The sequence below is a fragment of the Bacillus sp. FSL K6-3312 genome (genome assembly GCF_038007485.1).
Classification (GTDB): Bacteria; Bacillota; Bacilli; order Bacillales; family Bacillaceae; genus Bacillus; species Bacillus pumilus.
Genome location: NZ_JBBOXI010000001.1, coordinates 3266931 through 3292238, shown reverse-complemented (window position 1 = coordinate 3292238; position 25308 = coordinate 3266931). Strand labels below are relative to the sequence as shown.

Below are 25308 nucleotides of genomic sequence, written 5' to 3'. Positions count from 1 at the left end.
TCCTTTCTATTCTTTAATATACCCTTGTTTCACGCCACAATCATATTGGTCCTGTACCCACTGAGAGGGAGGATGATGAGTGACATTCGGGTCTTTTTTGACAGTTGGTTTCCTTGTAGACTGAGTGGTCTGCTTATTTGCTTGAGCAGTGGCTTTTGCTGCCGTCAGCTCTTTTTGAAGCTGGTCGACTTTTATCTCAAGCGCTTTACGCTGTTTGACCTCTTTTTCATAGGCTTTCTTTTCTTTTTTGAGCTTTTTTGTGACGGTGGCTATTTGCTTTTTTTGTTCATCGTTTTTATGCTTCATATCTGTTTGATCTGATGTTAACTGCGAGAGCTTCAGATCGCTCGTGTTGCTTTCTTGCTGGTGTGTTTTCTCTGCTTTTTCGATGGTCTGCTGCTGCCAAACAATCCAGCCACCTAAGGCAATAACTGCTACAGAAAGAAGAATGATCGTCATTGTTTTCTTCATGTGTGAACCCCTTTCTTTAAACCTCTATTATCATCGGTTAAAGATATACAGGTTTTAACATCACAAGGGCATATTCACATCAGAATGGCAGACACTATGAAAAAAGGAGGGTGTCTGTTGATTTCCTTTATGATTCATGTTGTCGTCTCATTATTTGCTGTATCAAATCCCATTGGAAACGTACCTCTTTTCATCACCTTAACAGAGGGCTATACAGAGAAAGAGCGCTCCCAGACAGCCAAAAAAGCCATCGTGGTCTCTTTTATTATTCTGATTGCCTTTCTATTAGCAGGCAGGCTCATTTTCAAATTGTTTGGGATCGATATTCATGCACTCCGCATTGCTGGCGGTATTTTTATTTTTGGTATCGCTTACAATTTGCTGAATGCAAAAGAATCGCACGTCCAAAATCCTCATTCGGAGGAAAAGGCAGAAAGCAAAGAGAAGGCAGATATCTCCGTTACGCCGCTCGCCATTCCGATCATCGCTGGTCCCGGTACAATCGCTACAGTGATGAGTTTAACCCCGGGAAGTCAAGGGATGCTCCACATGTTTTCGATTCTAATCGGCATTGTCATCGTTCTTGCCATGACGTATTATGCCTTTCATTATTCAAGTTTTATTATGCGAAAAATGGGGAAAACAGAGATGAATGTCGTGACGCGTTTGATGGGATTAATTCTGGCTGTAGTGGCAGTTGAAATGATCGGCGCAGGCTTAAAAGGGATGTTTCCGATGTTTATATCATAAGTGTATATAAAAAAGCTGTTTTTTTCTACAATGATGTAAAATAAAACAGCTTTTTTAAGGTTTCGGCACATGCTTAAATACTTCTTCACTTTCAAAGAACTCAATTAAGCGGCTAATCCAATCATAGTAATCAAGACTTTCCTTGATTTCTGAAAGAAGCAGATTGATTTTATCCTCTGTTTCTTTTGGTAAATCTTCCTGTTCAAGCAGCTCTTGCAATTCCTTGCACGTTTTCTTATGTGCTTTACGGTTTTTACTGACAACACGTGTCCAATTGGCTGCAAACAATGAAATAAACGTTTGGTATTGATCTTGCTCAACATCATAAAGATCTTTACGTATTCCTTTTTCATAAACCTTTTCCGCAATATTTAAATCAAGCATTTCTCGAACGACTTGACTCATCCTCGTTTTGCTCATGCCGGTCGCCTCTGATAGCTCTTCCAGCGTCATTGGTTTACGGTTCATGTGAATGATACCAAGCACTCTACCCACTGTAGAAGAAAGACCAAAGGCATTCATGTTCTCTGCAGCTTTTTCAATATAATGATCCTGTGCTTTTTGAATGGCGCCTAGCGCTTGCTTGTCCACTCCCCGCTTCATCCCTTCACGACTGACAATTTGTAACACAATATATCATATACCTGTTTGTTGATGAAAACAATAAATATTGAGTAATTGCTAGTAATTTGGAGGAAAAAGGAGAGATATCTAGATATTACGGCGTTAACTGAAAATTTTATATAAATGTTATGCAATACAAACACATTATAAACTTTTTATTTTATAAAGTTTGCACTATAATTAATAAGGTGTAAATTTTCTGAATATATAGATCCAACTAATTGGAGGTGTCTCATTTGCTGAAACTAGAGAATGTATCTAAGACGTATAAAGGTGGAAAAAAAGCTGTCAAAAATATTGATTTAGACATAGCAAAAGGAGAATTTATTTGTTTTATTGGACCGAGTGGCTGTGGTAAGACCACAACCATGAAGATGATCAACCGACTCATCGAACCTTCCTCAGGAAACATTTTTATCGAGGGAGAAAATATTATGAAAAAAGATCCAGTTCAATTAAGAAGAGAAATCGGTTATGTGATTCAGCAAATTGGACTGTTCCCCCATATGACCATCGCGCAAAACATCTCACTTGTGCCGAAGCTCTTAAAATGGCCGGAAGAAAAACGTAAGGAACGAGCACGCGAACTGCTGAAGCTCGTCGACATGGGCCCAGAATTTTTAGAGCGCTATCCTCATGAACTTAGTGGAGGACAGCAGCAGCGCATCGGAGTTCTTCGCGCACTGGCAGCAGAACCCCCTCTGATCCTCATGGACGAACCATTTGGTGCACTTGATCCAATTACACGAGATACATTGCAGGAAGAATTTAAGAAACTGCAAAAAACGTTAAATAAAACCATCGTATTCGTCACACATGACATGGATGAAGCGATTAAACTGGCTGACCGAATTGTGATTTTAAAAGATGGAGAGATTGTCCAAGTAGGCACACCTGAAGATATTTTGCGTAACCCAGCCAACGAGTTCGTAGAAGAATTCATCGGAAAAGAACGCCTGCTTCAATCAAATCCGAATATGGAACGTGTAGAACAAATGATGAACACGTCACCAGTCACCATTACAGTCGAACAAACGTTGACTGATGCCATCTACATCATGAGAGAAAAGCGGGTCGATTCCTTGCTTGTAGTAGACGAACATGATGTGTTAAAAGGCTATATCGATATTGAAACAATTGATGCGAACCGCAGAAAAGCGGCTTTCGTTGGTGAGATCCTAAATACAGAGTTCTATACTGTACAAGAAGGCGCACTTCTCAGAGACACCGTTCGGAAAATCTTAATACGCGGTATTAAATATGTACCGGTTGTCGATGCCAAAGGGCATTTAAAAGGCATTGTGACACGGGCAAGTCTTGTAGATGTTGTGTACGACTCCATTTGGGGAGACGATACGCCAGCGTCTGCCATTGAAATGAACTAAGGGAGGTGGACACATGGATCAAATCATCGATTTTCTAGAGAAAAATGGTGGGGAACTCCTCACAAAAATGTGGGAGCATTTATATATTTCCTTAATTGCTGTCGTGCTAGGAATTATCGTTGCCGTTCCTTTAGGCGTCGTTCTCACGCGAATGAAACGAGGCGCAGGCTTTGTCATCGGTGTCGTGAATATCTTTCAAACACTCCCTAGTTTAGCGATTCTTGCATTTTTTATTCCTATTTTGGGGGTTGGGAAAATACCTGCAATCGTTGCTCTTTTTTTCTATTCGGTATTGCCTATTTTGAGAAATACGTATGCCGGCGTCCAAGGTGTGAACAAAAATCTGCTTGAATCCGGTAAAGGGATCGGCATGACCACATGGGAGCAAATTCGTCTTGTGGAACTTCCGCTTGCTGTACCGATCATTATGGCAGGTGTCCGAACGTCAACGATTTATTTAATTGGTTGGACAACACTTGCTGCTTTTATCGGTGGAGGCGGTCTTGGTGACTACATTTTGATTGGACTTCAGCTATACCAGCCGGAATACATTATTGCAGGTGCCATCCCAGTCACTATTTTAGCGGTCATCATTGACTTTACATTGATGAAGCTGGAGAAAAAAGCAACACCAGAAGGCTTAAAAGGATTGAAGGAAGTTTCATAAGGAGTTGGCTTATGTGAAAAATCGAAAAACAAAATGGATCAGTGCACTGCTTGCCGGATGCTTGCTATTGATAAGCGGCTGTTCACTTCCTGGACTAGCCGGCTCCTCAGGCAATACGCTGCGGGTGGGAGCACAAAACTTTACCGAATCAGAAATAATGGCCTATATGGTGAGCGAAATCATCGAACATTACACAGATAAAAAGACAACGATTGTGAAAAACTTGGGCTCTAATACCGTACAGCAGAAAGCAATGGAAAACGGTGATATCGACATTTCGGCGACAAGATATACAGGGACAGATTTGACAAGTACGCTTGGAATGGATGCGGAAAAAGACCCGGAGCGTGCAATGGAAATCGTCCAAAAGGAATTTAAGAAACGCTATGATTACAAATGGTTTGATTCGTATGGATTTGATAATACGTATGCCTTTGCCGTGACGCAAAAGATGGCGAAGGAAAACAAGTTAGAAACGGTCTCTGACTTGAAAAAGAATGCGAAGAATTACCGGTTCGGTGTCGATAATATATGGCTCAAAAAGAAAGGCGACGGTTATGAAGGATTCGTGAAAACATACGGAATTGAATTTGGAAGCACGTATCCAATGCAGATTGGTTTAGTCTACGATGCATTAAAAAATGAAAAAATGGATATTGTGCTTGCCTATTCAACAGATGGACGAATCAAAGCCTATAACCTCAAAATCTTAAAAGATGATAAGCGGTTTTTCCCGCCATATGATGCATCGCCCGTTGTCCCGGAAAAAGTTTTAAAAGAGAACCCAGGGCTTGATAAGGTGATCAACAGACTGATCGGAAAAATTGATACAGAACAAATGCAAGAGTTGAACTATCAAGTCGACGGAGAGCTTCAAGAACCAGCCACCGTTGCGAAGAATTTCCTGAAAAAGCACAATTACTTTGAGTAAGATGGGGAGGTGTCACGGCTGATGGACACACTGCAGCAATTATGGACGTATTATCAGCAGAACGGTTCATATGTGTTAGAAGAATTTTATCGGCATTTTCTCATGTCAGCGTATGGGGTGCTGTTTGCGGCGATAGTCGGAATTCCAGTAGGCATCTTTGTGGCGCATTACCGTAAGCTGAGCAACTGGATCTTCGCCATTACCAACGTCATTCAAACCATACCGGCGTTAGCGATGCTTTCCGTGTTGATGCTCGTGTTAGGACTTGGCGCAAATACAGTCATCTTATCACTCTTTCTGTATTCGCTTCTGCCGATCATCCGCAACACGTATACAGGAATTGTCAGCATTGAACATGCTTATTTAGAAGCGGGTAAAGCGATGGGCATGACGAAATGGCAAGTGCTGAGAATGGTTGAATTACCGCTTGCTTTATCGGTTATTATGGCTGGTTTAAGAACTGCACTGGTCATCGCTATCGGCATTACAGCGATTGGGACATTTGTTGGTGCAGGAGGTCTAGGTGATATCATCATCAGAGGATCAAACGCCACAAACGGAACAGCCATCATTTTAGCAGGCGCTATTCCAACTGCACTCATGGCCATTATCGCTGACCTAGTCATGGGCTGGCTTGAACGCTATTTAAGCCCAACGAACAAGAAAAAAGAAAGAAAAGCATTAGCTGAAAAAAACATGACATCTGCTTAAGCGGTTGAAAAGACAAAACCTCCCTTACATCTGTAAGGGAGGTTGTTTTATAATGATCAGGCAGTTCACATGCGGTTATTTTATGATTCGAGCGTGATCCATTCAGTAGACCACTTCGAAATTTCCTCAAAAACGGGTGCAAGGGAACGCCCCATATCAGTTAAAGAATACTCAATACGCACGGGTGTTTCAGCAAAAACCTCCCGTTTTACAATGCCTGCTGCTTCCAGCTCTTTTAATCTCTCAGATAATACTCTTCCGCTTAAATTTGTCAGAGCGGCCTCAATTTCACTAAAGCGCTGCGGACTTGAGAGAAGCTGAAAAACAATCAGTGCAACCCAGCGTTTACTCAATAACTCAACTGCTTTTTCAAACCGCGGGCACATGTCAGATTGATTCATCTTTCTTCACTCCAATCTGAACCCATTATACCGTAAATTTGTCATAAATCAGCTCCAAAAGCTTGTCAATGATCAAAACATTCTATGATGACGAACGGCTGTTTAATATAAATAACAGATAGCGGTTAAGATCTTCTATTTCTTTTTTCGAAAGAGTTGACCAAATGTCTCCATCAAATAGCTCGAGATCACCAAGTTCATATTGCGTTGCGGCTTCCTTTATTTTGGATAATGACGTTTCCTCTTCCTTCAGCTGATGGACAGAAGAGGCTTCCTCAATATAGCCCGCAGCCTGCATCATTTCCTCATAAGGGACCTTTAATGCACCGGCTAGTTTTTTTATCGTAGGAGGCTTCGGAATGCCGCGTTTCCCATTTTCAATACGAGAAATACCAGCAGCACTGACCTCTGAATACATCGCTAATTGGTTCACTGACAGCTTCTTTTCCTCACGTAATGCTCTTAAGTATGCACCAAAGTTCATCAAGGCAAAACCTCACATGGTTATAGATTAGATATATCTATTTTACTTGATTTGTTGACTATTGGCAACAAGTATACCATGAAAATATTGACATTAGTTAATAGTGAATGTATCTTAGGGTTATGCCCCGCTATTTGTTCGTCTTTTTTTGGTTGGTGAGCGTGAGAAAGTATTCATTCAGCTGGCTGATGTCTTGTGCGGATAGCCTTTCCCATAGGTCTCCGTCAAAAATGGGAAGATGTTCTACATCCTTTTGAAGCGCCGTTTGATAGATTTTCAACACGGATTCATATTTTGGTTTCATTTCATGAACTTGTTCCTGTTCAATATGACCGGCAAGCAGCATTAAATCCTCATAAGGCACCTTCAAGGCGTGTGCTAATTTTTTTATGGTTAAAGGCTTCGGCACACCACGCTTTCCATTTTCAATACGAGAAATACCAGCAGCGCTTACACCTGAATACATGGCGAGTTGATTGACAGACATTTTTCTATTTTCTCTTAAAATGCGTAATTGTTCACCAAAGTGATTCATGACATCGAACCTCACATTTCAGTATATGACTTATTTTAGTATGATCATTGACCAAAGGAAATAGCAGAGGGGCAAAAGTGTTGACTTAAGTTAATGGATCTGTTTCATGTGAGCACCTACACGTTGTACATATTGATTCCATAGGAGGTTGTAATGATGGTCGAAAAGATTCAGATCAGGCGGACTTTTGTCATGCAGTATATGATCGAAAACGATATGTCTTTAAATCAGCTCGCTGATGAAATTGGCATTTCTCCTGCCACACTCAGCAGGGTATTAAATGGTCATCGGAAACCAGGCCAGCTTGTCATTGGCAAAATGATTCATTACTTTGATAAAAAATTTGAAGATCTATTTTACTATGAAGATGTTGACAAAAGTCAATAAGCAAAATGATCAAGGAGGCAATGTCGTTGAAAAGAACTGGGATGGTCAGACATATTGATTCACTAGGCAGAATTGTTCTGCCTTCAGAAATGCGTAAGGTACTCAATATTAAAGAAGAGCAGCTTTTAGAAATTTTCATTGAAGATCAAACCATTATGCTGAAAAAATATGATGCAGATAAGAGCTGCCTGTTAACTGGACAAGTGACGAAGTATAACAAAAGCTATGGAAATGGGAAAGTGATGCTGAGTCTTGAAGGAGCTGAACGTTTGTTAGTAGAATTAAAACAGCTATTGAAAGAAGAAGCAACCCGTTAAAAACACGTTTTTAACCGAAAATTGCATATAAAAAATGCTGCATACTACTCTTTGGAATGAAATTGAATCAAAATAACGAATAAAGTCGACAATATAGAGGGAATCTTTATTTTGATGTTTCGTGACATGCACCTTGTTTTCATGTAAAATAAAGTTATGTGTACCAGTTTGTCTGGAGGTGTTTTCATGCACGCATTTGTTATCACATTACTCGTAATTGTCAGTATCGCACTTATCATCGTTGTATTGTTACAATCTAGTAAAAGTGCTGGACTGTCAGGCGCTATTTCAGGTGGAGCCGAGCAGCTTTTCGGTAAGCAAAAAGCGAGAGGTCTTGACTTGATACTTCACCGTTTAACGGTTATTTTGTCAGTGCTTTTCTTCATCTTAACACTTGCATTGGCATATTTAGGCGTGTAAAGCGCGAGTAACAGAAGGTCTGATCTTTTTTCAGACCTTTTTTTATTATCAGCACTCTTTTGTGTTTGTTTCATACATACAAGTGGAAAATATAAACCATATCGGAAGGAAAGGAAGTCACATCATGAAAGTTGTTACACCAAAACCATTTACGTTTAAAGGTGGAGAAAAGGCGGTGCTTCTTCTTCACGGTTTTACTGGGAATACAGCCGATGTTCGAATGCTTGGCCGTTATTTGAACGAAAGAGGGTATACGTGTCATGCACCACAATATAAAGGACACGGTGTGCCGCCAGAAGAGCTTGTCCATTCAGGCCCTGATGACTGGTGGAAAGATGTAGAAGAAGGCTATCAATTCTTAAAAGATGAAGGCTATGAGGAAATTGCGGTTTGCGGCCTATCCCTCGGAGGAGTTTTTTCATTGAAATTAGGTTACACTGTACCTGTAAAGGGAATTGTACCTATGTGTGCACCTATGTACATAAAAAGTGAAGAAGTCATGTATCAGGGTGTACTAGAATATGCCCGTAACTATAAGAAATTCGAGGGTAAGTCAGAGGAGCAAATTGAACAGGAAATGGAAGAGTTCAAGAAAACGCCAATGGATACATTGAGGAGCCTGCAAGAACTCATTGCAGATGTTAGAAATAATGTCGACATGATTTATTCACCTACTTTTGTTGTTCAGGCACGTCACGATCATATGATTAATACAGACAGTGCGAATATCATTTACAACGAAGTAGAGACAGATCAAAAGCATTTGAAATGGTATGAAGAATCAGGCCATGCGATCACGCTTGATAAAGAGCGCGAAAAGGTTCATCAGGATGTATATGCATTCTTAGAATCACTTGATTGGTCAGTTTAAATATATAGGGGGTTAGAGTGTGCAAAAAGAAGAATTTATGAATGAATTACTCGCTTTTATGAAAGATGAAGCGTATAAACCGTTAACCGTTCAAGAGCTGGAAGTGATGATGGAGATTACCAATCCTGATGATTATAAAGAGCTCGTCAAAGCACTTGTGATCCTAGAAGATCAAGGGCTCATCGTTCGCACGCGCAGCGATCGCTACGGTGTACCAGAAAAAATGAACTTGGTAAAAGGAAAGCTGTCTGCTCATGCAAAAGGCTTTGCATTTGTGACACCAGAAGAGTTTGGACAGGATGATATTTTCATTCCACCTAATGAGCTAGGCACAGCGATGAATGGTGATACGGTCATGGTTCGTGTCAGCCACAAATCAAACGGCACAAAAAAAGAAGGGACTGTCATCCGAATTCTGGAGCGTAATACTCAGACGATTGTCGGTACCTACACAGAAACGAAAAGCTATGGCTTTGTCATTCCTGATGATAAAAAAATCACAACCGATATCTTCATCCCGAAATCCGCTAAAAATGGAGCGGTCGAAGGGCATAAAGTGGTCGTGACGCTGACTAGCTACCCAGAAGGAAGAATGAGTGCAGAGGGCGAAGTGACTGAAATTCTTGGTCATAAAAATGACCCTGGCATTGATATACTATCAATCATTCATAAACACGGCCTGCCAGGGGAGTTCCCAGAAGAAGCGCTCAAGCAGGCAGTAGACACACCTGAAACGATTGATGAAAAAGACCTAGAAGGCAGACGTGACTTGCGCAACGAAACGATTGTAACCATTGACGGAGCAGATGCGAAGGACTTAGATGATGCCGTTACGGTGCAAAAGCTGGATGATGGCAAATATAAGCTAGGGGTGCATATTGCAGATGTCTCTCATTATGTCACAGAGAATTCCCCGATTGATCAGGAAGCTTATGAGCGTGGAACGAGTGTGTATCTCGTAGACCGCGTCATTCCGATGATCCCTCACCGTCTGTCAAACGGTATTTGCTCATTGAATCCGAAGGTCGATCGTCTCACGCTGTCTTGTGAAATGGTCATTGATCGAAATGGGAAGGTCGTCAAACACGAGATTTTCCAAAGTGTGATCAAAACGACGGAAAGAATGACCTATACTGATGTGAATAAAATTTTAGTCGATCAAGACGAAGAGCTTATAGACAAATACGAGCCGCTTGTGCCAATGTTCCAAGAAATGGAGAAGCTTGCAGAGATTCTTCGCGACAAACGGATGGAGCGCGGGGCAGTAGACTTTGACTTCAAGGAAGCAAAAGTGCTTGTAGATGATGAAGGAGCGGCGAAAGAAGTTGTCGTTCGTGAGCGTTCTGTCGCAGAGAAATTAATTGAAGAATTCATGCTTGTTGCAAACGAAACGGTTGCAGAGCATTTCCACTGGTTGAATGTACCTTTCATTTATCGAATTCACGAAGAACCAAATCCTGAGAAGCTTCAGCGCTTTTTAGAGTTCGTGACAACGTTTGGTTACATTGTGAAAGGAACGTCGACAAACATTCACCCGCGTGCACTTCAAAGTGTACTTGATGCTGTGAGGGATCAACCAGAAGAAGTTGTGATACAAACTGTGATGCTTCGTTCGATGAAACAGGCGAAATATGATCCAGAAAGCATCGGTCATTTTGGTTTATCAACGGAATTCTATACACATTTCACATCACCGATCCGCCGTTATCCGGATTTAATCGTGCATAGACTGATCAGAACCTATTTGATTCAGAAAAAGACAGACGAAGCAACTCTAGAAAAGTGGGGCCAGCTGCTTCCTGAAATTGCAGATCATGCGTCTACAATGGAGCGCCGCTCAGTTGATGCAGAGCGTGAAACAGATGATCTCAAGAAGGCAGAATTTATGCTTGATAAAATCGGTGAAGAGTTTGATGGAATGATTAGTTCCGTGACGAACTTCGGACTATTTGTTGAACTGCCGAATACAATTGAAGGTCTTGTCCATGTCAGCTACATGACAGACGACTACTATCGCTTTGATGAGCAGCACTTTGCCATGATCGGTGAACGCACAGGAAATGTCTACCGTATCGGTGATGAAATCACAGTCAAAGTGGTGAATGTCAATAAAGATGAGCACTCGATTGATTTTGAAATCGTCGGTATGAAAGGGACTCGCCGTAAATCGGCAAAAGATTTTAAGTTTAAAAAACGAACAGATTCACCAGCGAAAAAAGGGCGCGGAGGCCAAAATGCCTCTGGGGATAAAGCCAAAGAGGATAAAGGCGGAAGTGACTGGTTCTCAGGCCGTAAGAAGAAGAAAAAGAAAAAACGCGTATTTGATAACGCACCAAAACAAAAGCGTAAAAAGAAAAAGTAACGTGACAAAAAGCAAATAGGGCATCACGCTCTATTTGCTTTTTGACCACATAGCGTCAGCGTTGTCTAAAGCTGGATTGTTTGATAAAATAATCCGTACGATTTGGACCGTGTTTGTGTCAAAAGGAGGGTGTACGCCAATGCCAAAGGGAGAGGGAAAGGTTGTTTCCCAAAACAAAAAAGCAAATCATGACTATTTTATAGAAGAAACATTTGAAGCCGGCCTTGTGTTACAAGGAACTGAAATCAAATCGATTCGTGCAGGAAAAGTGAATTTAAAAGATTCTTTTGCCAAAATCGAACGAGGAGAAGTGTTTCTTCATAACATGCACGTGAGCCCATACGAGCAGGGGAACCGTTATAATCATGATCCGCTGAGAACGAGAAAACTGCTGCTTCATCGCAAGCAAATCAGTAAATTGATTGGTGCGACAAAGGAAGAAGGCTACTCACTCGTGCCTCTGAAACTCTATTTTAAAAATGGCTTTGCCAAAGTGTTGATCGGAATTGGTAAAGGGAAAAAGAAATACGATAAACGTGAAGATCTGAAGAAAAAAGATGCAAAACGCGAAATCGACCGTGCCTTCCGTGATCGACAAAAGCAATTCTAGCCTGATGCAGATGGCTTGCTGTGAGCGGAAGTATTATGCTACAATATGATATGCAGTAAACAATCATCGTGTTTTTACAGAAACCACCAGTTGTTTCAAGCGATGAGGTTGTTATAATAGTTATATACGGAAGCAGTTAAGCTGAACGTTTCCATCCCGTATATCCCTTTTACAAGGGGACGTTACGGATTCGACAGGGGCGGTTCGAGCTTGAGCTGCGAGCCGAGAGGCGATCTCGTTAACACGCACTAAATGTAACTGGCAAAACTAAAAGTTTTAACCAAAACTTAGCACTAGCTGCCTAATAAGTGCAGCGAGCTCTTCCTGACATCGCCTATGTGTCTGTGAGGAGCCCAATGAAGTAGGCTACGCTTACGTTTTCGTCTGAGGACGTAAGAAGAGATCCATCAGACTAGCTCTCCAAGCGCCCGTCAGCAGGCATGAGGATGAGTGAACACCACAAATATGTTGACTACGCTCGTAGACGCTTAAGTAATCGATGTCTCTGGACGTGGGTTCGACTCCCACCGTCTCCATCAAAACTTTTAGAATGCAGTCGTATCAAGGGTTTGAAAGCCCTTGATGCGGGTCTGGCATCATTTTTTCAACATGTTGTTCTAAACGATTGGTTAGCACAAAAGGATTTTATTAAAAACTTTAATAAAAAAAGACGCTATTTTTAGCGTCTTTTTTTATTTAGTCATAGTATTATAACCTAAATTTTTATTCGGAGCCTCCTTGTTTACAGGTATTAAGAATTTAACTTTTATAGAAGGTATTTGTAAAGGTGTCGATGAATTTATTTTTTAAAAGAGTTTCAATTTTGACAGTAATTATCTTCACGATTAGTTCATTATCTACTCTAACTAGTTTCGCAGAGTCAGATATTGAGGAACAACCTGTGTTAGAGGGAGTTCTAGTAGGTGAAACAGTAGAGGGTATAAATTCAAATGATGTTAAATTGAGTAGGGAAGTTTTATCTGAAGAGTTCGATCTTGAAGAAGAGGTTAGAAATATGCCTTCGATAGATGAAATGACGAAAGATGAGAGAAAACTTTTTGATAAAATAGTAGAAGAACAAACAGAGCTATCAAATGTTACTGAGAAGGAAATATTTAAAAAAGAACTAACAAATTTCTTCGATAAAGAATCTGATACATATAATGATTTGTCAGCAGCACAAGAAGAGTTAGTGGAAGAAATAAATGATTCAACTCTATTAGAAAATGAGAATTTAGCATTTGCTAAAGAGGTATTTGCTTCTTCCTTTGGGGTTAAAGAAGTTGAAGCTGCTAAAAAGAAAAAATCATCAGGTATAAAGGTTGGTGTATCTGTTAGGTTTGCAGGTGCAGTTTTCAATGCTGTTATTGGTTTTGCTGTCGGGGGTGGCGTTGGTGTTATACAATCATTTATTATTAAAAAAGGCAAAGCAGAAGCGAAAAGAATATTCACTAAAACCGTGTCAAGTAGATTAAAGGCGTGGGGAGCTAAAAAATTAGCGGTTTCTATTGGTGTTGCTGTCGCGATTGCTCTAAATTATTTGGATATTGGAACCCAAATTGCTAAACAATTGGATAAAAGGGATAAACGCCCTAATAATGGTTGGGTGGATATTTATTAGGAGGAATTTTGTGAAAAGTATAATGAAGTATGCTGTTATGATTCTCTTTATCAGTGTATTTTTCTATTATTACAATATGTTTGTACCAAAAAACTTTTTGTACATTATCATTGCACTTCCTATTTGTCTTATTGCTATTAACATTATTGATAAGTTATTTACTAATAAGTGATTATGAAAAATAAGCAAGCAAAAGCTTGCTTATTTTTTGTAAGGTAATTCAATTGAATATAATCTAATTGATCATTTACATTTAAATACTAGTTAGCTTTCTATTTAACTTATAATTAAACTGACAAAATAAGTACTAACATAGTCTCAATTTTGTATAGTTTTCAAGAACGTGTCTTCTGAGAAGACAACACCAACCGAACAAACAAAGGAAAAACGACAACCACGGCAATCATCATCAAAAATCCATCCGGCATAAGTTCCACAAACGTTGTCTGGATCACATAAATCGCAATCAGCAGCAAGTAACTGATCAAAAATATCAATCCAGAACTTCTCTTTTCAAATGGCTTCTCCAAAAGAATCAGCATAAACAGCCCCGCCATGATAATTAAAAAAGTCATATACCTTGCAAGCCTCCTCTTCATTGATTCCCAATCCCACATTGTACAGATATTTCTCCGATCGCAACATATCTCTCCCTCAAATTAAGCAAAAAGTAGCGGAAATATAAGGTCTCATGAACAAAAGTCGACCGACACTTTACAAAAAACCTCCAACCAAATCAAAATCACATCTTCCCATTTGTGACTTCCTCATATATAGTAAGATTAGACTAGTTCTAAATAACTGAAATTGGGGCGTTTACATGGATTCGATTGTTTTACATTTTATTGTGATCATGAGTGTTTCTGGCATTCTGTCCGTGATATTATCAATCATTGCTCATGCGAACCGCCACCGGTATATTGGCTGTCAATTGTTTATGTACATGTCTGGAGCAACTGCGATTTATATCTTTGGGCACACGTTTGAATTATTGGCAAGTACACCTAGGGAGATTATGTTCTGGGTTTGTTTTCAATACATGGGTCTTCCGTTCATCGCGCCATTCAGTCTAATGATTGTGCTGCAATTTACGGGATTCCATCAATATTTCACAAAGCGCCGCGTGCTTCTCATCTTACTGATTCCAACTCTCACCACCATTATGGTGTTCACCAATTCTTTTCATTCACTCTTTTATCGAAGCATCACGATGAATCCGGTAGACGGATTTTTATTGGCTGACTTTACGATTGGCTATTGGTATATCATTCATGGTGTCTATACATTTGGCTGTTCGATGCTCGCTATTTTTATGCTGGTTTGGTTTTTGCGTGTCACAAAAAAAGAATATTTAAAGCAGATTCTAATTTTGCTAGTGGGCATGTTACTGCCAATCACGACATCTTTTATCTATTTATTAGGCGTGACACCTCTTCATATTGACCCTGTCCCTGTGGTGATGTTTTTAACCAATGCACTCTACTTATGGGCGATTATGTCGTTCCAGCTCTTTAAGCTCTCTCCCATTGCGATGGAGCGTGTGTTTGAGCATATGTCTGAGGGGGTTCTCATTTTAGATCGATACCGGACACTCATAGATTACAACCCCGCTGCTGCATCGATCATTCCAGCACTTTCTAATAAAAAGGGGATTGGCTATAAAATAGACGATATTTTCTCGGGAATCATCAAAGATACTGACTTCATTCAGTGGCTGCGTTCTCCGCAGGATCATTCGCAATATGATTTAATGTTGAAAAGGGAAAAAGATCATTCCAGCTATTATCACTTGACCGCATCGTCTCTATTTAATAGGAGAGGAGAGATCGAGGGCAGGCAAATTGTGATCAGTGATGTAACAGAGCAGCGTTTGCTCCAGGAAGAGCTGGAGCGCCGTGCGTATATTGATGGATTGACGAATATCTTCAATCGGTCTTCATTTATTGAACGAACGCAGATGATCCTAGAAGAGGATGCGCAGGATACGGCTGTTATGCTGTTTGATATTGATTTTTTTAAACAAATCAATGACACGCACGGACATCATATTGGAGACGAGGCGCTGCGTCATGTTGTCACCATTTGTCAGCAGCATTTACAAATGGACGATTTATTCGGACGATATGGCGGAGAAGAGTTTGCTATTTGTCTGCCGCATCATTCTTTTGAAGAGGCGTGTCATATTGCGGAGCGAATTAGACATTCGTTTGAGATGAGTTTCTTTGAGAATGATGAGGAAAAAGTGCGAGTGACAGCGAGCTTTGGAATTGCTCACACAGCTTATGTTCCCAATGTATTAGAAACTCTTCTATTTGAAGCAGACCAAGCTTTGTATATGTCAAAACGCCAAGGACGCAACCGGATTTATGCGTCCACTGGAGCGGACTATATGCTTTATGAAGAGCATTAACCTGCTGCTAGCTTCTCATTGACGGTTGTCCTGACATTCGATATGATAAACATAACATTTGAACGGTTTCCTAAAGGGGAGTAGCTTTTACGGTTTGATCGTCATTACAGAAACATCCGTTGTTTCTCGGCCATTCCGGCATGAACATGTTAGCCAGACCTTTGCCTATCACACATGAGGCAAAGGTCTGGCTTTTTTAGGTCTTATTGCATCTGTGTGATGGGGGGAGCGGGACAAATGATGCTTTCAATACCTCAGATGAAAGGATGATCAATCTTGAAAAAATATGTGATCTCTTTGCTCTTTTCCGGCACGCTTGTATTAAGTGGATGCTCTGGTTTGCTTGACCAAGTAAGTGATACAACGACATATGTCACAGAGGCAAATGAGTATGTGACGGACATTCAGCAATTTACGGAGAACTTTCCACAGCTCGCAGAAGAAGCTGTGAAAAACGCCGCCAAAAAAGCAGAATTAACCCAGCAGTTAGAATCATTGAAGGCAGACATTCAAGAATTTAATGAAATCACAGCACCCAAAATAGCAGAAGACCTGCATGCGCAGATCATTGAAAAAAATAAGGTGCTGTCAGAGGACATTCAGACGTATTTACAGCAATTGAAAGCAGACAACATCGACGTTGCCGCCATGCTTGAGGATCAGCAAGGATTGATCAAGCAGCTTCAGCAGTCCGTCAATCTATTGCAGGACATTGAACAATTAACAAACTAAAGCAAACACGATAGAGTGTAATCAGCATATCTTTGCCTTTTCCGGTGGAGATATGCTTTAATTTAAGTAAAGATAAGTCATATTAGAAAAAAGGTGATCACATGACAGAACATGAAGAAAGACATATGGCTTCGCCAAGAGCCGACAAGGATAAAGATCAATTGATCAATCGGTTGAAACGAGTGGAAGGACAAGTGCGTGGGATTCAGCAAATGATTGAAAACGATCGTTACTGTATAGATGTTGTCAATCAAATCTCCGCTGTCAATGCGGCTTTGAAAAAGGTCAGTCTTCAATTGATGGAAAAGCATACCCATCATTGTGTAGCAGATGCAATCAAGAGCGGCAATGGGGATGAAGCCATTGAAGAGTTAATGACGGTCTTTACGAAACTGACAAAATCGTAGCATTTATATGTTTACATTGATACCCTACTAGGGTATAGTAAGGTGTAGAAAATGATTGATGGAGGCGATGAGAAGTGGAACAAGCAACACTTCAAGTGCAGGGCATGTCTTGCGGACATTGCGTGAAAGCAGTCGAAGGAAATGTAGGAGAACTAGCAGGTGTTGAATCTGTGAAAGTCCATTTAGACAAAGGAGAGGTGGAAGTTTCATTTCACCCAGATCAAGTCACGTTACACCGTATCTCTGATGTAATTGAAGAACAGGGATATGATGTCGTATAAATGAACATACGTGCTGCATAACAGCACGTATTTTTTTCAAAAAAAGATACCCCTATGGAGTATATGAAGAGGTGAGATGAATGAAAAAGGAAATTGATTTTCAAATTACGGGGATGACCTGTGCTGCCTGTGCAGGACGCATCGAAAAAGGATTGAACAGGCTGGAAGGTGTGGAGGATGCCAATGTGAATTTGGCGCTTGAAACATCTCATATTGTGTATGAAGCAGAACAACTCACACCAGATGATCTCAAGCAAAAAATTCAATCCTTCGGCTACGATGTGGTGATGGAGCAAGCGGAATTTGATATAGAGGGAATGACGTGTGCAGCGTGTGCCAACCGAATCGAGAAAAAAATAAACCGGATGGATGGTGTTGATCACGGATCTGTGAACTTTGCGCTGGAGACCCTTCAGGTCACGTATCACCCAGGCCAAACGTCTACAAGTGATATAAAGGAAGCGGTTCAGTCCATTGGGTATTCTTTAATTGAACCAGCTGTAGATGAAGCAGAGGAAGGAAAGAAAGATCATCGCCAAGCAGCAATAGAGAAACAAACGGCACGCTTTTTATTTTCAATGATTCTGTCACTGCCGCTTCTTTGGGCAATGGTCAGTCATTTTTCTTTCACGTCTTTTATTTGGCTGCCCGAAGCGTTCATGAATCCTTGGGTTCAGCTAGCGTTAGCAGCGCCCGTTCAGTTCATTGTCGGCTGGCCCTTTTATGTAGGTGCGTATAAAGCGTTACGTAATAAAAGTGCCAACATGGATGTTCTTGTCGCACTTGGGACGTCAGCTGCATTTTTCTATAGTTTATATGAAAGCATTCAGTCAGCGGTTCAAGGCACACATGAGGCAGCCCTCTATTATGAAACAAGTGCTGTACTCATTACGTTGATCGTGCTCGGAAAATTAATGGAAGCAAGAGCAAAAGGGAGATCATCAGAAGCGATTCAAAAGCTGATGGGCCTACAAGCGAAAGAAGCGGTCATCGAGCGAGATGGGAAAGAGATGACCGTCCCTATTTCCGAAGTGAAAGTGAATGATCTTGTGTTTGTCAAACCGGGAGAGAAAGTGCCGGTAGATGGAGAGATCGTGGAGGGAAGAACCGCAATTGATGAGTCCATGATTACGGGCGAAAGTCTGCCTGTTGATAAAACGGCTGGTGATGCGGTCATCGGGGCAACGATCAATAAAAATGGGTTTGTGAAAGTGAAAGCGACAAAGGTTGGAAAAGAGACCGCCCTTTCACAGATTATTAAAGTCGTAGAACAGGCACAGGGCTCAAAAGCACCGATTCAAAGGATGGCCGATCAAATATCAGGGATATTCGTACCCATCGTTGTAGGAATTGCTGTGCTCACCTTCCTTATATGGTTTTTCTTTGTTGATCCAGGGAATGTGACTTCAGCACTTGAAACCTTTATAGCGGTCATCGTCATTGCGTGTCCTTGTGCACTTGGTCTTGCTACACCAACCTCTATTATGGCGGGTAGCGGTCGTGCGGCTGAATCCGGCATTCTGTTTAAAGGCGGAGAGCATTTAGAAGTGACCCAATCACTGGATACGGTGGTTTTAGATAAAACAGGGACTGTGACAAAAGGGGAGCCGAGTCTGACAGATGTAATAGTGTCTGCCAATTGGACAGAAAATACGCTCCTACAGTTAGCAGGATCAGCTGAACAACAGTCGGAACACCCGCTTGCCAGAGCGATCACAGATGGAATGAAGGAACAAGGTCTAGAAGTGGTCGAGATTGAAGCCTTCCAAGCTGACCCAGGTCATGGAATTGAAGCAAAGGCGGCAGGGCGCAAGCTTTTGATTGGAACGCGTAAGCTATTACAGAAACATCATATCCCATATGATCAAGTCGAAGCATCCGTCACAATGCAGGAGCAGCAAGGGAAAACGGCTATGCTTGTTGCCGTTGATGGAGAAGTCGCCGGCATTGTCGCGGTCGCAGATACGATCAAATCATCTTCACCTCAAGCGATCAAGCGTCTGAAAAAGCAAGGGATTCACGTCGTGATGATGACAGGTGATAACAAGATGACAGCAGAGGCGATTGCGAAACAGGCGGGCATTGATCATGTCATTGCTGAAGTTCTGCCTGAGGAAAAGGCTGCTCACATTGCGGCGCTTCAGGAACAAGGAAAGAAAGTCGCCATGGTCGGAGATGGCATCAATGATGCACCGGCCCTTGCGACAGCAAATATTGGGATGGCAGTTGGAACAGGGACAGATGTCGCCATGGAAGCAGCAGATATCACACTCATGACAGGAGACCTCCATGCCATTGCTGATGCGCTTGAATTTAGTCGAAAAACGATGAGAAACATCAAGCAAAATCTATTTTGGGCGCTTGCTTATAATTGTATTGGGATACCGATAGCTGCTTTAGGACTTCTTGCGCCATGGCTTGCAGGAGCAGCAATGGCCTTTAGCTCCGTGTCGGTTGTATTGAATGCGCTCAGATTGCAGCGACTGAAACCGGTTAGAGAGGGAGTGGCACAATGAAGCTGAATGTCAAATGGATTTGGACGATTAGTGCATTGTTCTACGTTGCTCTGGTCCTTATTGGATATGCGATATACGATGGAGCTTATTTACAAAAAGATACACCAAGTGAACAAATACAAAATCATTAGGACTTCGCTCAAAAGCGAAGTCTTTTTTTAACAATTTTGTGGAAAAACCCACCTTTTAAAAGATTTTTCATAAAAAATTCACTTCTTTTTGTTCCTTTTTGTCGTTTTTTGTAGGTTCATCGTTAAGATGCGATTAAGCAACAAAGAAAGCGTTATCAAAAAAAGGGGGTTCACGTATGAAAAAGTTAGGTTTAGCTTCTCAAATACTCATTGCGCTTGTTCTGGGTGTTATCGTGGGAGCGCTGTTTTATCAAAATGAAACCGTTATTAATGTGTTAACGCCGATTGGCGATATATTCATCCATTTAATTAAAATGATCGTTCTTCCAATTGTTATTGCTGCGTTGATTGTAGCAGTAGCTGGTGTAGGGGATATGAAAACCATCGGAAGACTCGGTGGGAAAACGATTCTTTACTTCGAAATTGTCACAACGATTGCATTAGCAGTAGGACTGCTTGCAGCAAACGTCTTCCATCCTGGTACAGGAATTGACATGAGCAACATGGAAAAAGGCGATATCTCTAAATATGAAGAGACATCGAAAGCTTCTTCCGAAAAAGCAAGTTTCTCTGAAACGATTGTGCATCTAGTGCCAACAAACGTTTTCCAATCCATTGCAGAAGGTGATCTATTACCAACGATCTTCTTTACAGTCTTATTCGGATTAGGAATAGCCGCAGTAGGAGACAAAGGGAAACCAGTGTTAGGGTTCTTTGAGGGTATACTCGAAGCCATGTTCTGGGTGACCAATAAAGTGATGAAGTTTGCACCATTTGGTGTATTCGCGCTCATCAGTGTGACGGTGATCAAATTCGGGGTCGGAGCGCTTCTCCCGCTAGGTAAACTGGTACTTGTCGTTTACGGCACAATGGCATTCTTCGTGATTGTCGTACTTGGCATTATCGCAAAATTAGCTGGAACAAGCGTCTTTACACTATTTAGAGTGCTAAAAGAAGAAATCATTCTTGCATTCTCAACAGCAAGTTCAGAAGCTGTACTGCCTAGACTAATGGATAAAATGGAGAAGTTCGGCTGCCCGAAAGCGATCACGTCGTTCGTTATCCCAACAGGCTATACCTTTAACTTAGATGGAAGTGCCATCTATCAATCCATTGCCGCCATATTTGTTGCACAAATGTACGGCATGCCACTTTCCATCTATGAGCAAATTACGTTACTATTAATCTTGATGCTGACATCTAAAGGAATGGCTGGTGTACCAGGTGCATCAATCGTTGTTGTCATCACAACACTTGGTGCAATGGGACTGCCGCTTGAAGGACTTGCCTTCATCGTTGGGATCGACCGTATTCTTGACATGGTTCGTACAACTGTTAACGTATTTGGTAACTCACTTGCAGCCATTGTCATGTCTAAGTGGGAAAAAGTTTTTGATCAAGAGAAATCGAAGAAGTATATTGAGGAATTAAAACAACAAACAAAAGCAGCGTAAAAGGAGATCTTTTCAAATGACGAAGCTACAGGACAAGCAAGTTCGAATCGAACGAGACTTTCTAGGTGAAAAGGAAGTAGACACTCAAGCGTATTATGGAATTCAAACATTACGTGCAGTAGAGAACTTTCCAATTACTGGCTACCATGTTCATGAGGAACTCATCAAAGCATTAGGGATTGTCAAAAAGGCAGCCGCACTTGCAAATATGGATACACAGCGACTATATTCTGGTCTTGGAGACAAAATTGTTCAAGCCGCAGACGAAGTTATTGAAGGAAAATGGAACAATCAATTTATTGTCGATCCAATTCAAGGCGGGGCTGGCACTTCAATGAATATGAATGCCAATGAAGTCATTGCAAACAGAGCGCTTGAACTACTAGGAAAGGAAAAAGGTGCTTATACTGAGCTAAGTCCAAACACGCATGTGAACATGTCGCAATCAACAAACGACGTTTTCCCAACAGCGATTCATATTTCAACATTGAATATGATTGAAAAACTACTTTATACGATGGAAAACATGCATCAAGTCATGACAGAAAAAGCGCAAGAGTTCGATCATGTCATCAAAATGGGACGTACGCATCTTCAGGACGCTGTTCCAATCAGACTTGGTCAAGAGTTTAGTGCTTATGCAAAGGTTCTTGCTCGTGATATTAAACGTATCAAGCAGTCTAGACAGCATTTATATGAAGTCAATATGGGAGCAACAGCAGTCGGAACTGGATTAAATGCTGATCCTAAATATATTCGCCAAGTGGTTGGCTATCTATCTGACATTAGCGGATTACCGTTAGTTGGAGCTGAAGACTTAGTCGATGCCACGCAAAATACGGATGCTTATACAGAAGTATCAGCTGCACTGAAAGTATGTATGATGAATATGTCCAAAATGGCGAACGATATTCGCTTGATGGCATCAGGTCCAAGAGCAGGCTTTGGTGAGCTTCACTTGCCGCCAAGACAGCCAGGTTCATCCATCATGCCAGGGAAAGTCAACCCAGTGATGCCTGAGGTCATGAACCAAGTGGCATTCCAAGTCATCGGAAATGACCACACGATCTGTCTTGCATCAGAGGCTGGTCAGCTTGAGCTGAACGTGATGGAACCAGTCCTTGTGTTCAACTTGCTTCAATCTCTCAGCATCATGAAAAATGTATTTGAGTCCTTCGTAGACAACTGCTTGCGTGACCTAAAAGCAGATGAATCTAGATTAAAAGAATATGTAGAAAAAAGTGCTGGTGTCATGACGGCGGTCAATCCGCATATTGGTTATGAAGCTGCTGCACGAATTGCCAGAGAAGCGATTCTTACAGGCGTATCTGTACGTGAGCTTTGTCTGCAAAATGATGTTTTATCAGAGGAAGAGCTTGATGTCATCTTGAATCCTTTTGAAATGACTAAACCAGGTATTGCTGGCGCATCACTTTTAGAAAAGGATCGTTTAGAAGATTAAGCGGCATCATGAGAAGCGCACACCGACAAAGTTCCGGTGTGCGCTTTTTCATGGATGTTTGTTTTTCTCAAGCCCACATAGTATACTATCGTCAATTATTAGGGATGTGACTGCGTTTGAATCTACTGAAAAAATGGCTAAATACAGAGCCTTATTTAATTGTGATGCTCATTGTACTGACACCGATTGGCGGAGAGTTTAAATTTTATCCTTTTGAGGACAGCTTTCGGGTCAGCTTTGGAACCGTTGTCTTTTTCTTTATCCTGCTTCAAATGAAAAAATTCCCGGCATGGGCAAGCGGTATCATTGCAGGGGTTTCTGTTTTTGCGTTTCGCGTGCTTCTTGATACAGCCGTCACAGGTCATCTTCCGCTGGAAGAGGCGATTTCATTCAGATTTCCTCCCCTGCTTTATTACGTCGTCTACGGCACGCTCTTTTATTTATTAAAGGTCAGACGTTTCCGCGATCAGCCTTGGCTGATTGGAGCGACAGGTATCATCATGGAGCTATGTGCGAGCGTTGTTGAAATGATTGCACTTCGTGGCACCATCGATGAAATTTTAACGATGCGGACGCTGTTTCAACTTTTCGTTTTAGCGATTTTTAGAAGCTTTTTCGTGTTGGCTTGTTATACAATGATTCGCTTATATGAAGAGCAGGCGAGAGAGCGTCAAATGAAAAAGGAAAAGGAACATCTGCTCATGCTCCTGTCTAATCTTTACACGGAATCTACATACTTTCATAAAACACTTGCACATGCTGAGCACATTACAGCGACATCCTATCAATTGTATCAATCTCTGCATCACGCAAAGGATGCAGAGTCAGTGGATTTGAAAAAGCTCGGAAAAACAGCCCTGCAAATTGCAGGAGAGGTGCATGAGATCAAAAAGGATAACCAGCGGATTTTTTCTGCCTTATCAAAGCTGATTCATGAAGAAAATTTCCAGGCTTATGCAAGTCCTGCCCATATTGCTGGGCTTGTGATTCGTATCCATGAAAATTACGCAGAATCTCTTAAAAAAAACATTGTCTTTCATTATGATGAAGATGGGCAGCATCCCGCCTATCACGTGTATACCATTCTATCTTTGTTAAATAATATCGTTTCCAATGCTGTCGAAGCCATTCCGGTGGATGGAGAGGTGTCTCTCTCTATTTCCCAGAAAGAGAACCATGTGATTTTTCAAATTAGTGACAACGGGCCTGGCATTAAAGAGCGTAATCATCATGTGATTTTTAAACCCGGTTTTACTTTAAAATACGATCAGGCTGGGAATCCATCAAGCGGTATCGGGCTTTCCTATGTGAAGGATACAGCGGAGAAGCTTGGCGGAAGTGTTGAGATGAGGAGTATCCCAAATAAACAAACGATTTTCACGTTAACGATACCATTGGATCAAGTTAGTAGAAAAGAGGGGGTTGGGAGATGAGATTTTTTATTGTGGATGATGATGAAGCCGTGCGTTCTTCACTGGCTCAGCTTATTGAAGATGAAGAGCTTGGCATTGTCGCGGGGGAAGCAGAGGATGGCGCAGAATTAACAGCAAGCTACTTAAATGATTTGCATATTGATATCTTATGTATTGATCTATTGATGCCGGAACGAGACGGACTTGAAACGATTCGAGCTATTAAGGATGAGTTTCATGGGAAATACTTAATGCTGTCACAGGTAGAAACAAAGGAATTAATCGGCCAGGCGTATACGCTTGGTGTTGAGTATTATGTGACAAAGCCAATCAATCGTGTAGAGGTCTTAAGTGTGCTCCACCTCATGATTGAGCGGCTTCATTTAGAGCATTCAATTGAAAATATTCAGCACTCACTCAAATCCGTCATGCAGTTTCAGCAGCGCGGTCAGACGAAAACGAAGCAGCGGGGGAAAAGTCTTGCAGAGGCAGGTCAGTTCTTGCTGGCGGAGCTTGGGATTGTCGGTGAGAAGGGGTCTAAAGATTTATTAGATATGATTCTCTTCACAGATCAATATTTAGCGCTGCATACCGATCATCATGATTCCTTTCCTTCTTTAAAGGTTATTTTCACGGGCGTCACCGAGGAAAAATTAAATGAGCCTTACACATCGGCAGACATTGCAAGAGAAGCGAAGGCAGCGGAACAGCGGGTAAGGCGTGCGATCAACCAATCATTGAAACATATCGCATCACTTGGGTTAACCGATTTTTCTCATCCGACCTTTGAAAATTACGCATCTAAATTCTTTGATTTCACCATCGTGCGAAAGAAAATGAGTGAATTAACAAAAGAGACCAGCGGTAGAGAAGAACATACCCGTATCAATGTGAAGAAATTTGTGCAGGTGCTCTACTACGAAGCAAAACGTATTTTTATGGAAGATTAAAAAGAA

28 protein-coding genes and 1 other RNA gene are annotated in these 25308 nt (G+C 41.3%); 23 read left to right on the top strand and 6 right to left on the bottom strand.

All coding sequences use genetic code 11. The features are described 5' to 3' along the window. Window positions 1–6: 6 nt before the first annotated feature. Complete coding sequence (locus tag MHI11_RS17390) at window positions 7–471, bottom strand: hypothetical protein (protein ID WP_340961802.1); 465 nt, start codon at window positions 469–471, stop codon at window positions 7–9. Between the two features lie 117 nt (window positions 472–588). Between MHI11_RS17390 and MHI11_RS17385 the strand changes: the two genes are divergently transcribed. Further along, window positions 589–1221, top strand: coding sequence for a MarC family protein (locus tag MHI11_RS17385; RefSeq protein ID WP_044138969.1), 633 nt, complete (start codon window positions 589–591; stop codon window positions 1219–1221). A gap of 54 nt (window positions 1222–1275) precedes the next feature. Here MHI11_RS17385 and MHI11_RS17380 read toward each other — a convergent pair whose 3' ends face one another. Then, complete coding sequence (locus MHI11_RS17380; RefSeq protein ID WP_340961799.1) at window positions 1276–1812, bottom strand: GbsR/MarR family transcriptional regulator; 537 nt, start codon at window positions 1810–1812, stop codon at window positions 1276–1278. A 269-nt stretch (window positions 1813–2081) separates the two neighbouring features. On the opposite strand from MHI11_RS17380, the gene MHI11_RS17375 reads away from it, so the two are divergent. Genes MHI11_RS17375 through MHI11_RS17360 form a run of 4 tightly spaced genes read left to right on the top strand, consistent with a single transcriptional unit; the run spans window position 2082 to window position 5539 of the window. Further along, complete coding sequence (locus MHI11_RS17375) at window positions 2082–3230, top strand: betaine/proline/choline family ABC transporter ATP-binding protein (RefSeq protein ID WP_003212926.1); 1149 nt, start codon at window positions 2082–2084, stop codon at window positions 3228–3230. Window positions 3231–3243: 13 nt separating this feature from the next. Further along, a complete protein-coding gene (locus tag MHI11_RS17370; protein ID WP_340961797.1) occupies window positions 3244–3897 on the top strand; it encodes an ABC transporter permease in 654 nt (217 codons plus the stop codon). Between the two features lie 13 nt (window positions 3898–3910). Then, window positions 3911–4828: an osmoprotectant ABC transporter substrate-binding protein gene (locus MHI11_RS17365; protein ID WP_044138967.1), complete on the top strand. Its 918-nt coding sequence runs from the start codon at window positions 3911–3913 to the stop codon at window positions 4826–4828. Between the two features lie 21 nt (window positions 4829–4849). Beyond that, window positions 4850–5539 (top strand): ABC transporter permease, encoded by a 690-nt coding sequence (locus MHI11_RS17360; protein WP_065098005.1) that lies wholly within the window; start codon window positions 4850–4852, stop codon window positions 5537–5539. Between the two features lie 80 nt (window positions 5540–5619). Here MHI11_RS17360 and MHI11_RS17355 read toward each other — a convergent pair whose 3' ends face one another. The 3 genes from MHI11_RS17355 to MHI11_RS17345 all read right to left on the bottom strand — a co-directional run bounded on the left by MHI11_RS17355 (window position 5620) and on the right by MHI11_RS17345 (window position 6959). Then, window positions 5620–5940, bottom strand: coding sequence for a winged helix-turn-helix transcriptional regulator (locus MHI11_RS17355; protein ID WP_106066228.1), 321 nt, complete (start codon window positions 5938–5940; stop codon window positions 5620–5622). A gap of 82 nt (window positions 5941–6022) precedes the next feature. After that, window positions 6023–6424: a helix-turn-helix domain-containing protein gene (locus tag MHI11_RS17350; RefSeq protein WP_340961793.1), complete on the bottom strand. Its 402-nt coding sequence runs from the start codon at window positions 6422–6424 to the stop codon at window positions 6023–6025. A gap of 130 nt (window positions 6425–6554) precedes the next feature. Beyond that, window positions 6555–6959, bottom strand: coding sequence for a helix-turn-helix domain-containing protein (locus MHI11_RS17345; RefSeq protein WP_340961791.1), 405 nt, complete (start codon window positions 6957–6959; stop codon window positions 6555–6557). A gap of 153 nt (window positions 6960–7112) precedes the next feature. On the opposite strand from MHI11_RS17345, the gene MHI11_RS17340 reads away from it, so the two are divergent. The 8 genes from MHI11_RS17340 (at window position 7113) to MHI11_RS17305 (ending at window position 13547) form a co-directional block, all read left to right on the top strand. Continuing rightward, window positions 7113–7346 carry a helix-turn-helix domain-containing protein gene (locus MHI11_RS17340; RefSeq protein WP_106067294.1) on the top strand — a complete coding sequence of 78 codons (234 nt, stop codon included), beginning with the start codon at window positions 7113–7115 and terminating at the stop codon, window positions 7344–7346. Window positions 7347–7372: 26 nt separating this feature from the next. Next, complete coding sequence (locus tag MHI11_RS17335; protein ID WP_044138961.1) at window positions 7373–7663, top strand: AbrB/MazE/SpoVT family DNA-binding domain-containing protein; 291 nt, start codon at window positions 7373–7375, stop codon at window positions 7661–7663. 186 nt (window positions 7664–7849) lie between these two features. Further along, window positions 7850–8083: a preprotein translocase subunit SecG gene (secG, locus tag MHI11_RS17330; protein ID WP_003212746.1), complete on the top strand. Its 234-nt coding sequence runs from the start codon at window positions 7850–7852 to the stop codon at window positions 8081–8083. Between the two features lie 124 nt (window positions 8084–8207). Then, complete coding sequence (locus MHI11_RS17325) at window positions 8208–8954, top strand: alpha/beta hydrolase (RefSeq protein ID WP_044138960.1); 747 nt, start codon at window positions 8208–8210, stop codon at window positions 8952–8954. A 19-nt stretch (window positions 8955–8973) separates the two neighbouring features. Continuing rightward, window positions 8974–11316, top strand: a complete 2343-nt coding sequence (gene rnr / locus MHI11_RS17320) for a ribonuclease R (protein WP_319610336.1) — start codon at window positions 8974–8976, stop codon at window positions 11314–11316. Window positions 11317–11455: 139 nt separating this feature from the next. After that, a complete protein-coding gene (gene smpB / locus MHI11_RS17315; protein ID WP_340961785.1) occupies window positions 11456–11926 on the top strand; it encodes an SsrA-binding protein SmpB in 471 nt (156 codons plus the stop codon). 175 nt (window positions 11927–12101) lie between these two features. Next, window positions 12102–12465, top strand: a transfer-messenger RNA (tmRNA) gene (ssrA, locus tag MHI11_RS17310). A 284-nt stretch (window positions 12466–12749) separates the two neighbouring features. Continuing rightward, window positions 12750–13547 (top strand): hypothetical protein, encoded by a 798-nt coding sequence (locus tag MHI11_RS17305; protein ID WP_340961784.1) that lies wholly within the window; start codon window positions 12750–12752, stop codon window positions 13545–13547. 335 nt (window positions 13548–13882) lie between these two features. Here MHI11_RS17305 and MHI11_RS17300 read toward each other — a convergent pair whose 3' ends face one another. Continuing rightward, entirely contained in the window at window positions 13883–14122 is a 240-nt protein-coding gene (locus tag MHI11_RS17300; protein ID WP_044138957.1) for a hypothetical protein, read from the bottom strand. A 245-nt stretch (window positions 14123–14367) separates the two neighbouring features. On the opposite strand from MHI11_RS17300, the gene MHI11_RS17295 reads away from it, so the two are divergent. The 10 genes from MHI11_RS17295 (at window position 14368) to MHI11_RS17250 (ending at window position 25302) form a co-directional block, all read left to right on the top strand. Then, on the top strand, window positions 14368–15957 hold the full coding sequence (locus tag MHI11_RS17295; RefSeq protein WP_340961781.1) for a histidine kinase N-terminal 7TM domain-containing diguanylate cyclase: 1590 nt from the start codon (window positions 14368–14370) through the stop codon (window positions 15955–15957). A 276-nt stretch (window positions 15958–16233) separates the two neighbouring features. Continuing rightward, window positions 16234–16689: a DUF6376 family protein gene (locus MHI11_RS17290; protein ID WP_106036520.1), complete on the top strand. Its 456-nt coding sequence runs from the start codon at window positions 16234–16236 to the stop codon at window positions 16687–16689. Window positions 16690–16790: 101 nt separating this feature from the next. Next, window positions 16791–17096 carry a metal-sensing transcriptional repressor gene (locus MHI11_RS17285; RefSeq protein WP_065098016.1) on the top strand — a complete coding sequence of 102 codons (306 nt, stop codon included), beginning with the start codon at window positions 16791–16793 and terminating at the stop codon, window positions 17094–17096. Window positions 17097–17170: 74 nt separating this feature from the next. After that, window positions 17171–17377: a copper chaperone CopZ gene (gene copZ, locus MHI11_RS17280; RefSeq protein ID WP_012011271.1), complete on the top strand. Its 207-nt coding sequence runs from the start codon at window positions 17171–17173 to the stop codon at window positions 17375–17377. 80 nt (window positions 17378–17457) lie between these two features. Next, window positions 17458–19893: a heavy metal translocating P-type ATPase gene (locus tag MHI11_RS17275; RefSeq protein ID WP_340961778.1), complete on the top strand. Its 2436-nt coding sequence runs from the start codon at window positions 17458–17460 to the stop codon at window positions 19891–19893. After that, window positions 19890–20024, top strand: coding sequence for a hypothetical protein (locus tag MHI11_RS17270; RefSeq protein ID WP_260564453.1), 135 nt, complete (start codon window positions 19890–19892; stop codon window positions 20022–20024). Before MHI11_RS17275 ends, MHI11_RS17270 begins: the two co-directional genes overlap by 4 nt. 176 nt (window positions 20025–20200) lie before the next feature. Then, window positions 20201–21478 (top strand): cation:dicarboxylate symporter family transporter, encoded by a 1278-nt coding sequence (locus tag MHI11_RS17265; RefSeq protein ID WP_003213370.1) that lies wholly within the window; start codon window positions 20201–20203, stop codon window positions 21476–21478. A gap of 16 nt (window positions 21479–21494) precedes the next feature. Next, the gene (gene aspA / locus MHI11_RS17260; RefSeq protein ID WP_058013682.1) at window positions 21495–22940 is read left to right on the top strand and encodes an aspartate ammonia-lyase; all 1446 of its coding nucleotides are present in this window, start codon (window positions 21495–21497) and stop codon (window positions 22938–22940) included. A 116-nt stretch (window positions 22941–23056) separates the two neighbouring features. After that, window positions 23057–24373 (top strand): sensor histidine kinase, encoded by a 1317-nt coding sequence (locus tag MHI11_RS17255; RefSeq protein ID WP_065098019.1) that lies wholly within the window; start codon window positions 23057–23059, stop codon window positions 24371–24373. After that, window positions 24370–25302: a response regulator gene (locus MHI11_RS17250; protein ID WP_044138951.1), complete on the top strand. Its 933-nt coding sequence runs from the start codon at window positions 24370–24372 to the stop codon at window positions 25300–25302. The genes MHI11_RS17255 and MHI11_RS17250 overlap by 4 nt, the downstream gene beginning before the upstream one ends. The last annotated feature ends 6 nt before the right edge of the window (window positions 25303–25308 follow it).

Bases quoted from the DNA above. Each gene is read 5' to 3' on its own strand.
- MHI11_RS17390 (WP_340961802.1), bottom strand. From the start codon at position 471: ATGAAGAAAACAATGACGATCATTCTTCTTTCTGTAGCAGTTATTGCC.
- MHI11_RS17370 (WP_340961797.1), top strand. From the start codon at position 3,244: ATGGATCAAATCATCGATTTTCTAGAGAAAAATGGTGGGGAACTCCTC.
- MHI11_RS17360 (WP_065098005.1), top strand. From the start codon at position 4,850: ATGGACACACTGCAGCAATTATGGACGTATTATCAGCAGAACGGTTCA.
- MHI11_RS17355 (WP_106066228.1), bottom strand. From the start codon at position 5,940: ATGAATCAATCTGACATGTGCCCGCGGTTTGAAAAAGCAGTTGAGTTA.
- MHI11_RS17350 (WP_340961793.1), bottom strand. From the start codon at position 6,424: ATGAACTTTGGTGCATACTTAAGAGCATTACGTGAGGAAAAGAAGCTG.
- MHI11_RS17345 (WP_340961791.1), bottom strand. From the start codon at position 6,959: ATGAATCACTTTGGTGAACAATTACGCATTTTAAGAGAAAATAGAAAA.
- MHI11_RS17340 (WP_106067294.1), top strand. From the start codon at position 7,113: ATGATGGTCGAAAAGATTCAGATCAGGCGGACTTTTGTCATGCAGTAT.
- secG (WP_003212746.1), top strand. From the start codon at position 7,850: ATGCACGCATTTGTTATCACATTACTCGTAATTGTCAGTATCGCACTT.
- MHI11_RS17325 (WP_044138960.1), top strand. From the start codon at position 8,208: ATGAAAGTTGTTACACCAAAACCATTTACGTTTAAAGGTGGAGAAAAG.
- smpB (WP_340961785.1), top strand. From the start codon at position 11,456: ATGCCAAAGGGAGAGGGAAAGGTTGTTTCCCAAAACAAAAAAGCAAAT.
- MHI11_RS17300 (WP_044138957.1), bottom strand. From the start codon at position 14,122: ATGACTTTTTTAATTATCATGGCGGGGCTGTTTATGCTGATTCTTTTG.
- MHI11_RS17295 (WP_340961781.1), top strand. From the start codon at position 14,368: ATGGATTCGATTGTTTTACATTTTATTGTGATCATGAGTGTTTCTGGC.
- MHI11_RS17285 (WP_065098016.1), top strand. From the start codon at position 16,791: ATGACAGAACATGAAGAAAGACATATGGCTTCGCCAAGAGCCGACAAG.
- MHI11_RS17275 (WP_340961778.1), top strand. From the start codon at position 17,458: ATGAAAAAGGAAATTGATTTTCAAATTACGGGGATGACCTGTGCTGCC.
- MHI11_RS17270 (WP_260564453.1), top strand. From the start codon at position 19,890: ATGAAGCTGAATGTCAAATGGATTTGGACGATTAGTGCATTGTTCTAC.
- MHI11_RS17265 (WP_003213370.1), top strand. From the start codon at position 20,201: ATGAAAAAGTTAGGTTTAGCTTCTCAAATACTCATTGCGCTTGTTCTG.
- aspA (WP_058013682.1), top strand. From the start codon at position 21,495: ATGACGAAGCTACAGGACAAGCAAGTTCGAATCGAACGAGACTTTCTA.
- MHI11_RS17250 (WP_044138951.1), top strand. From the start codon at position 24,370: ATGAGATTTTTTATTGTGGATGATGATGAAGCCGTGCGTTCTTCACTG.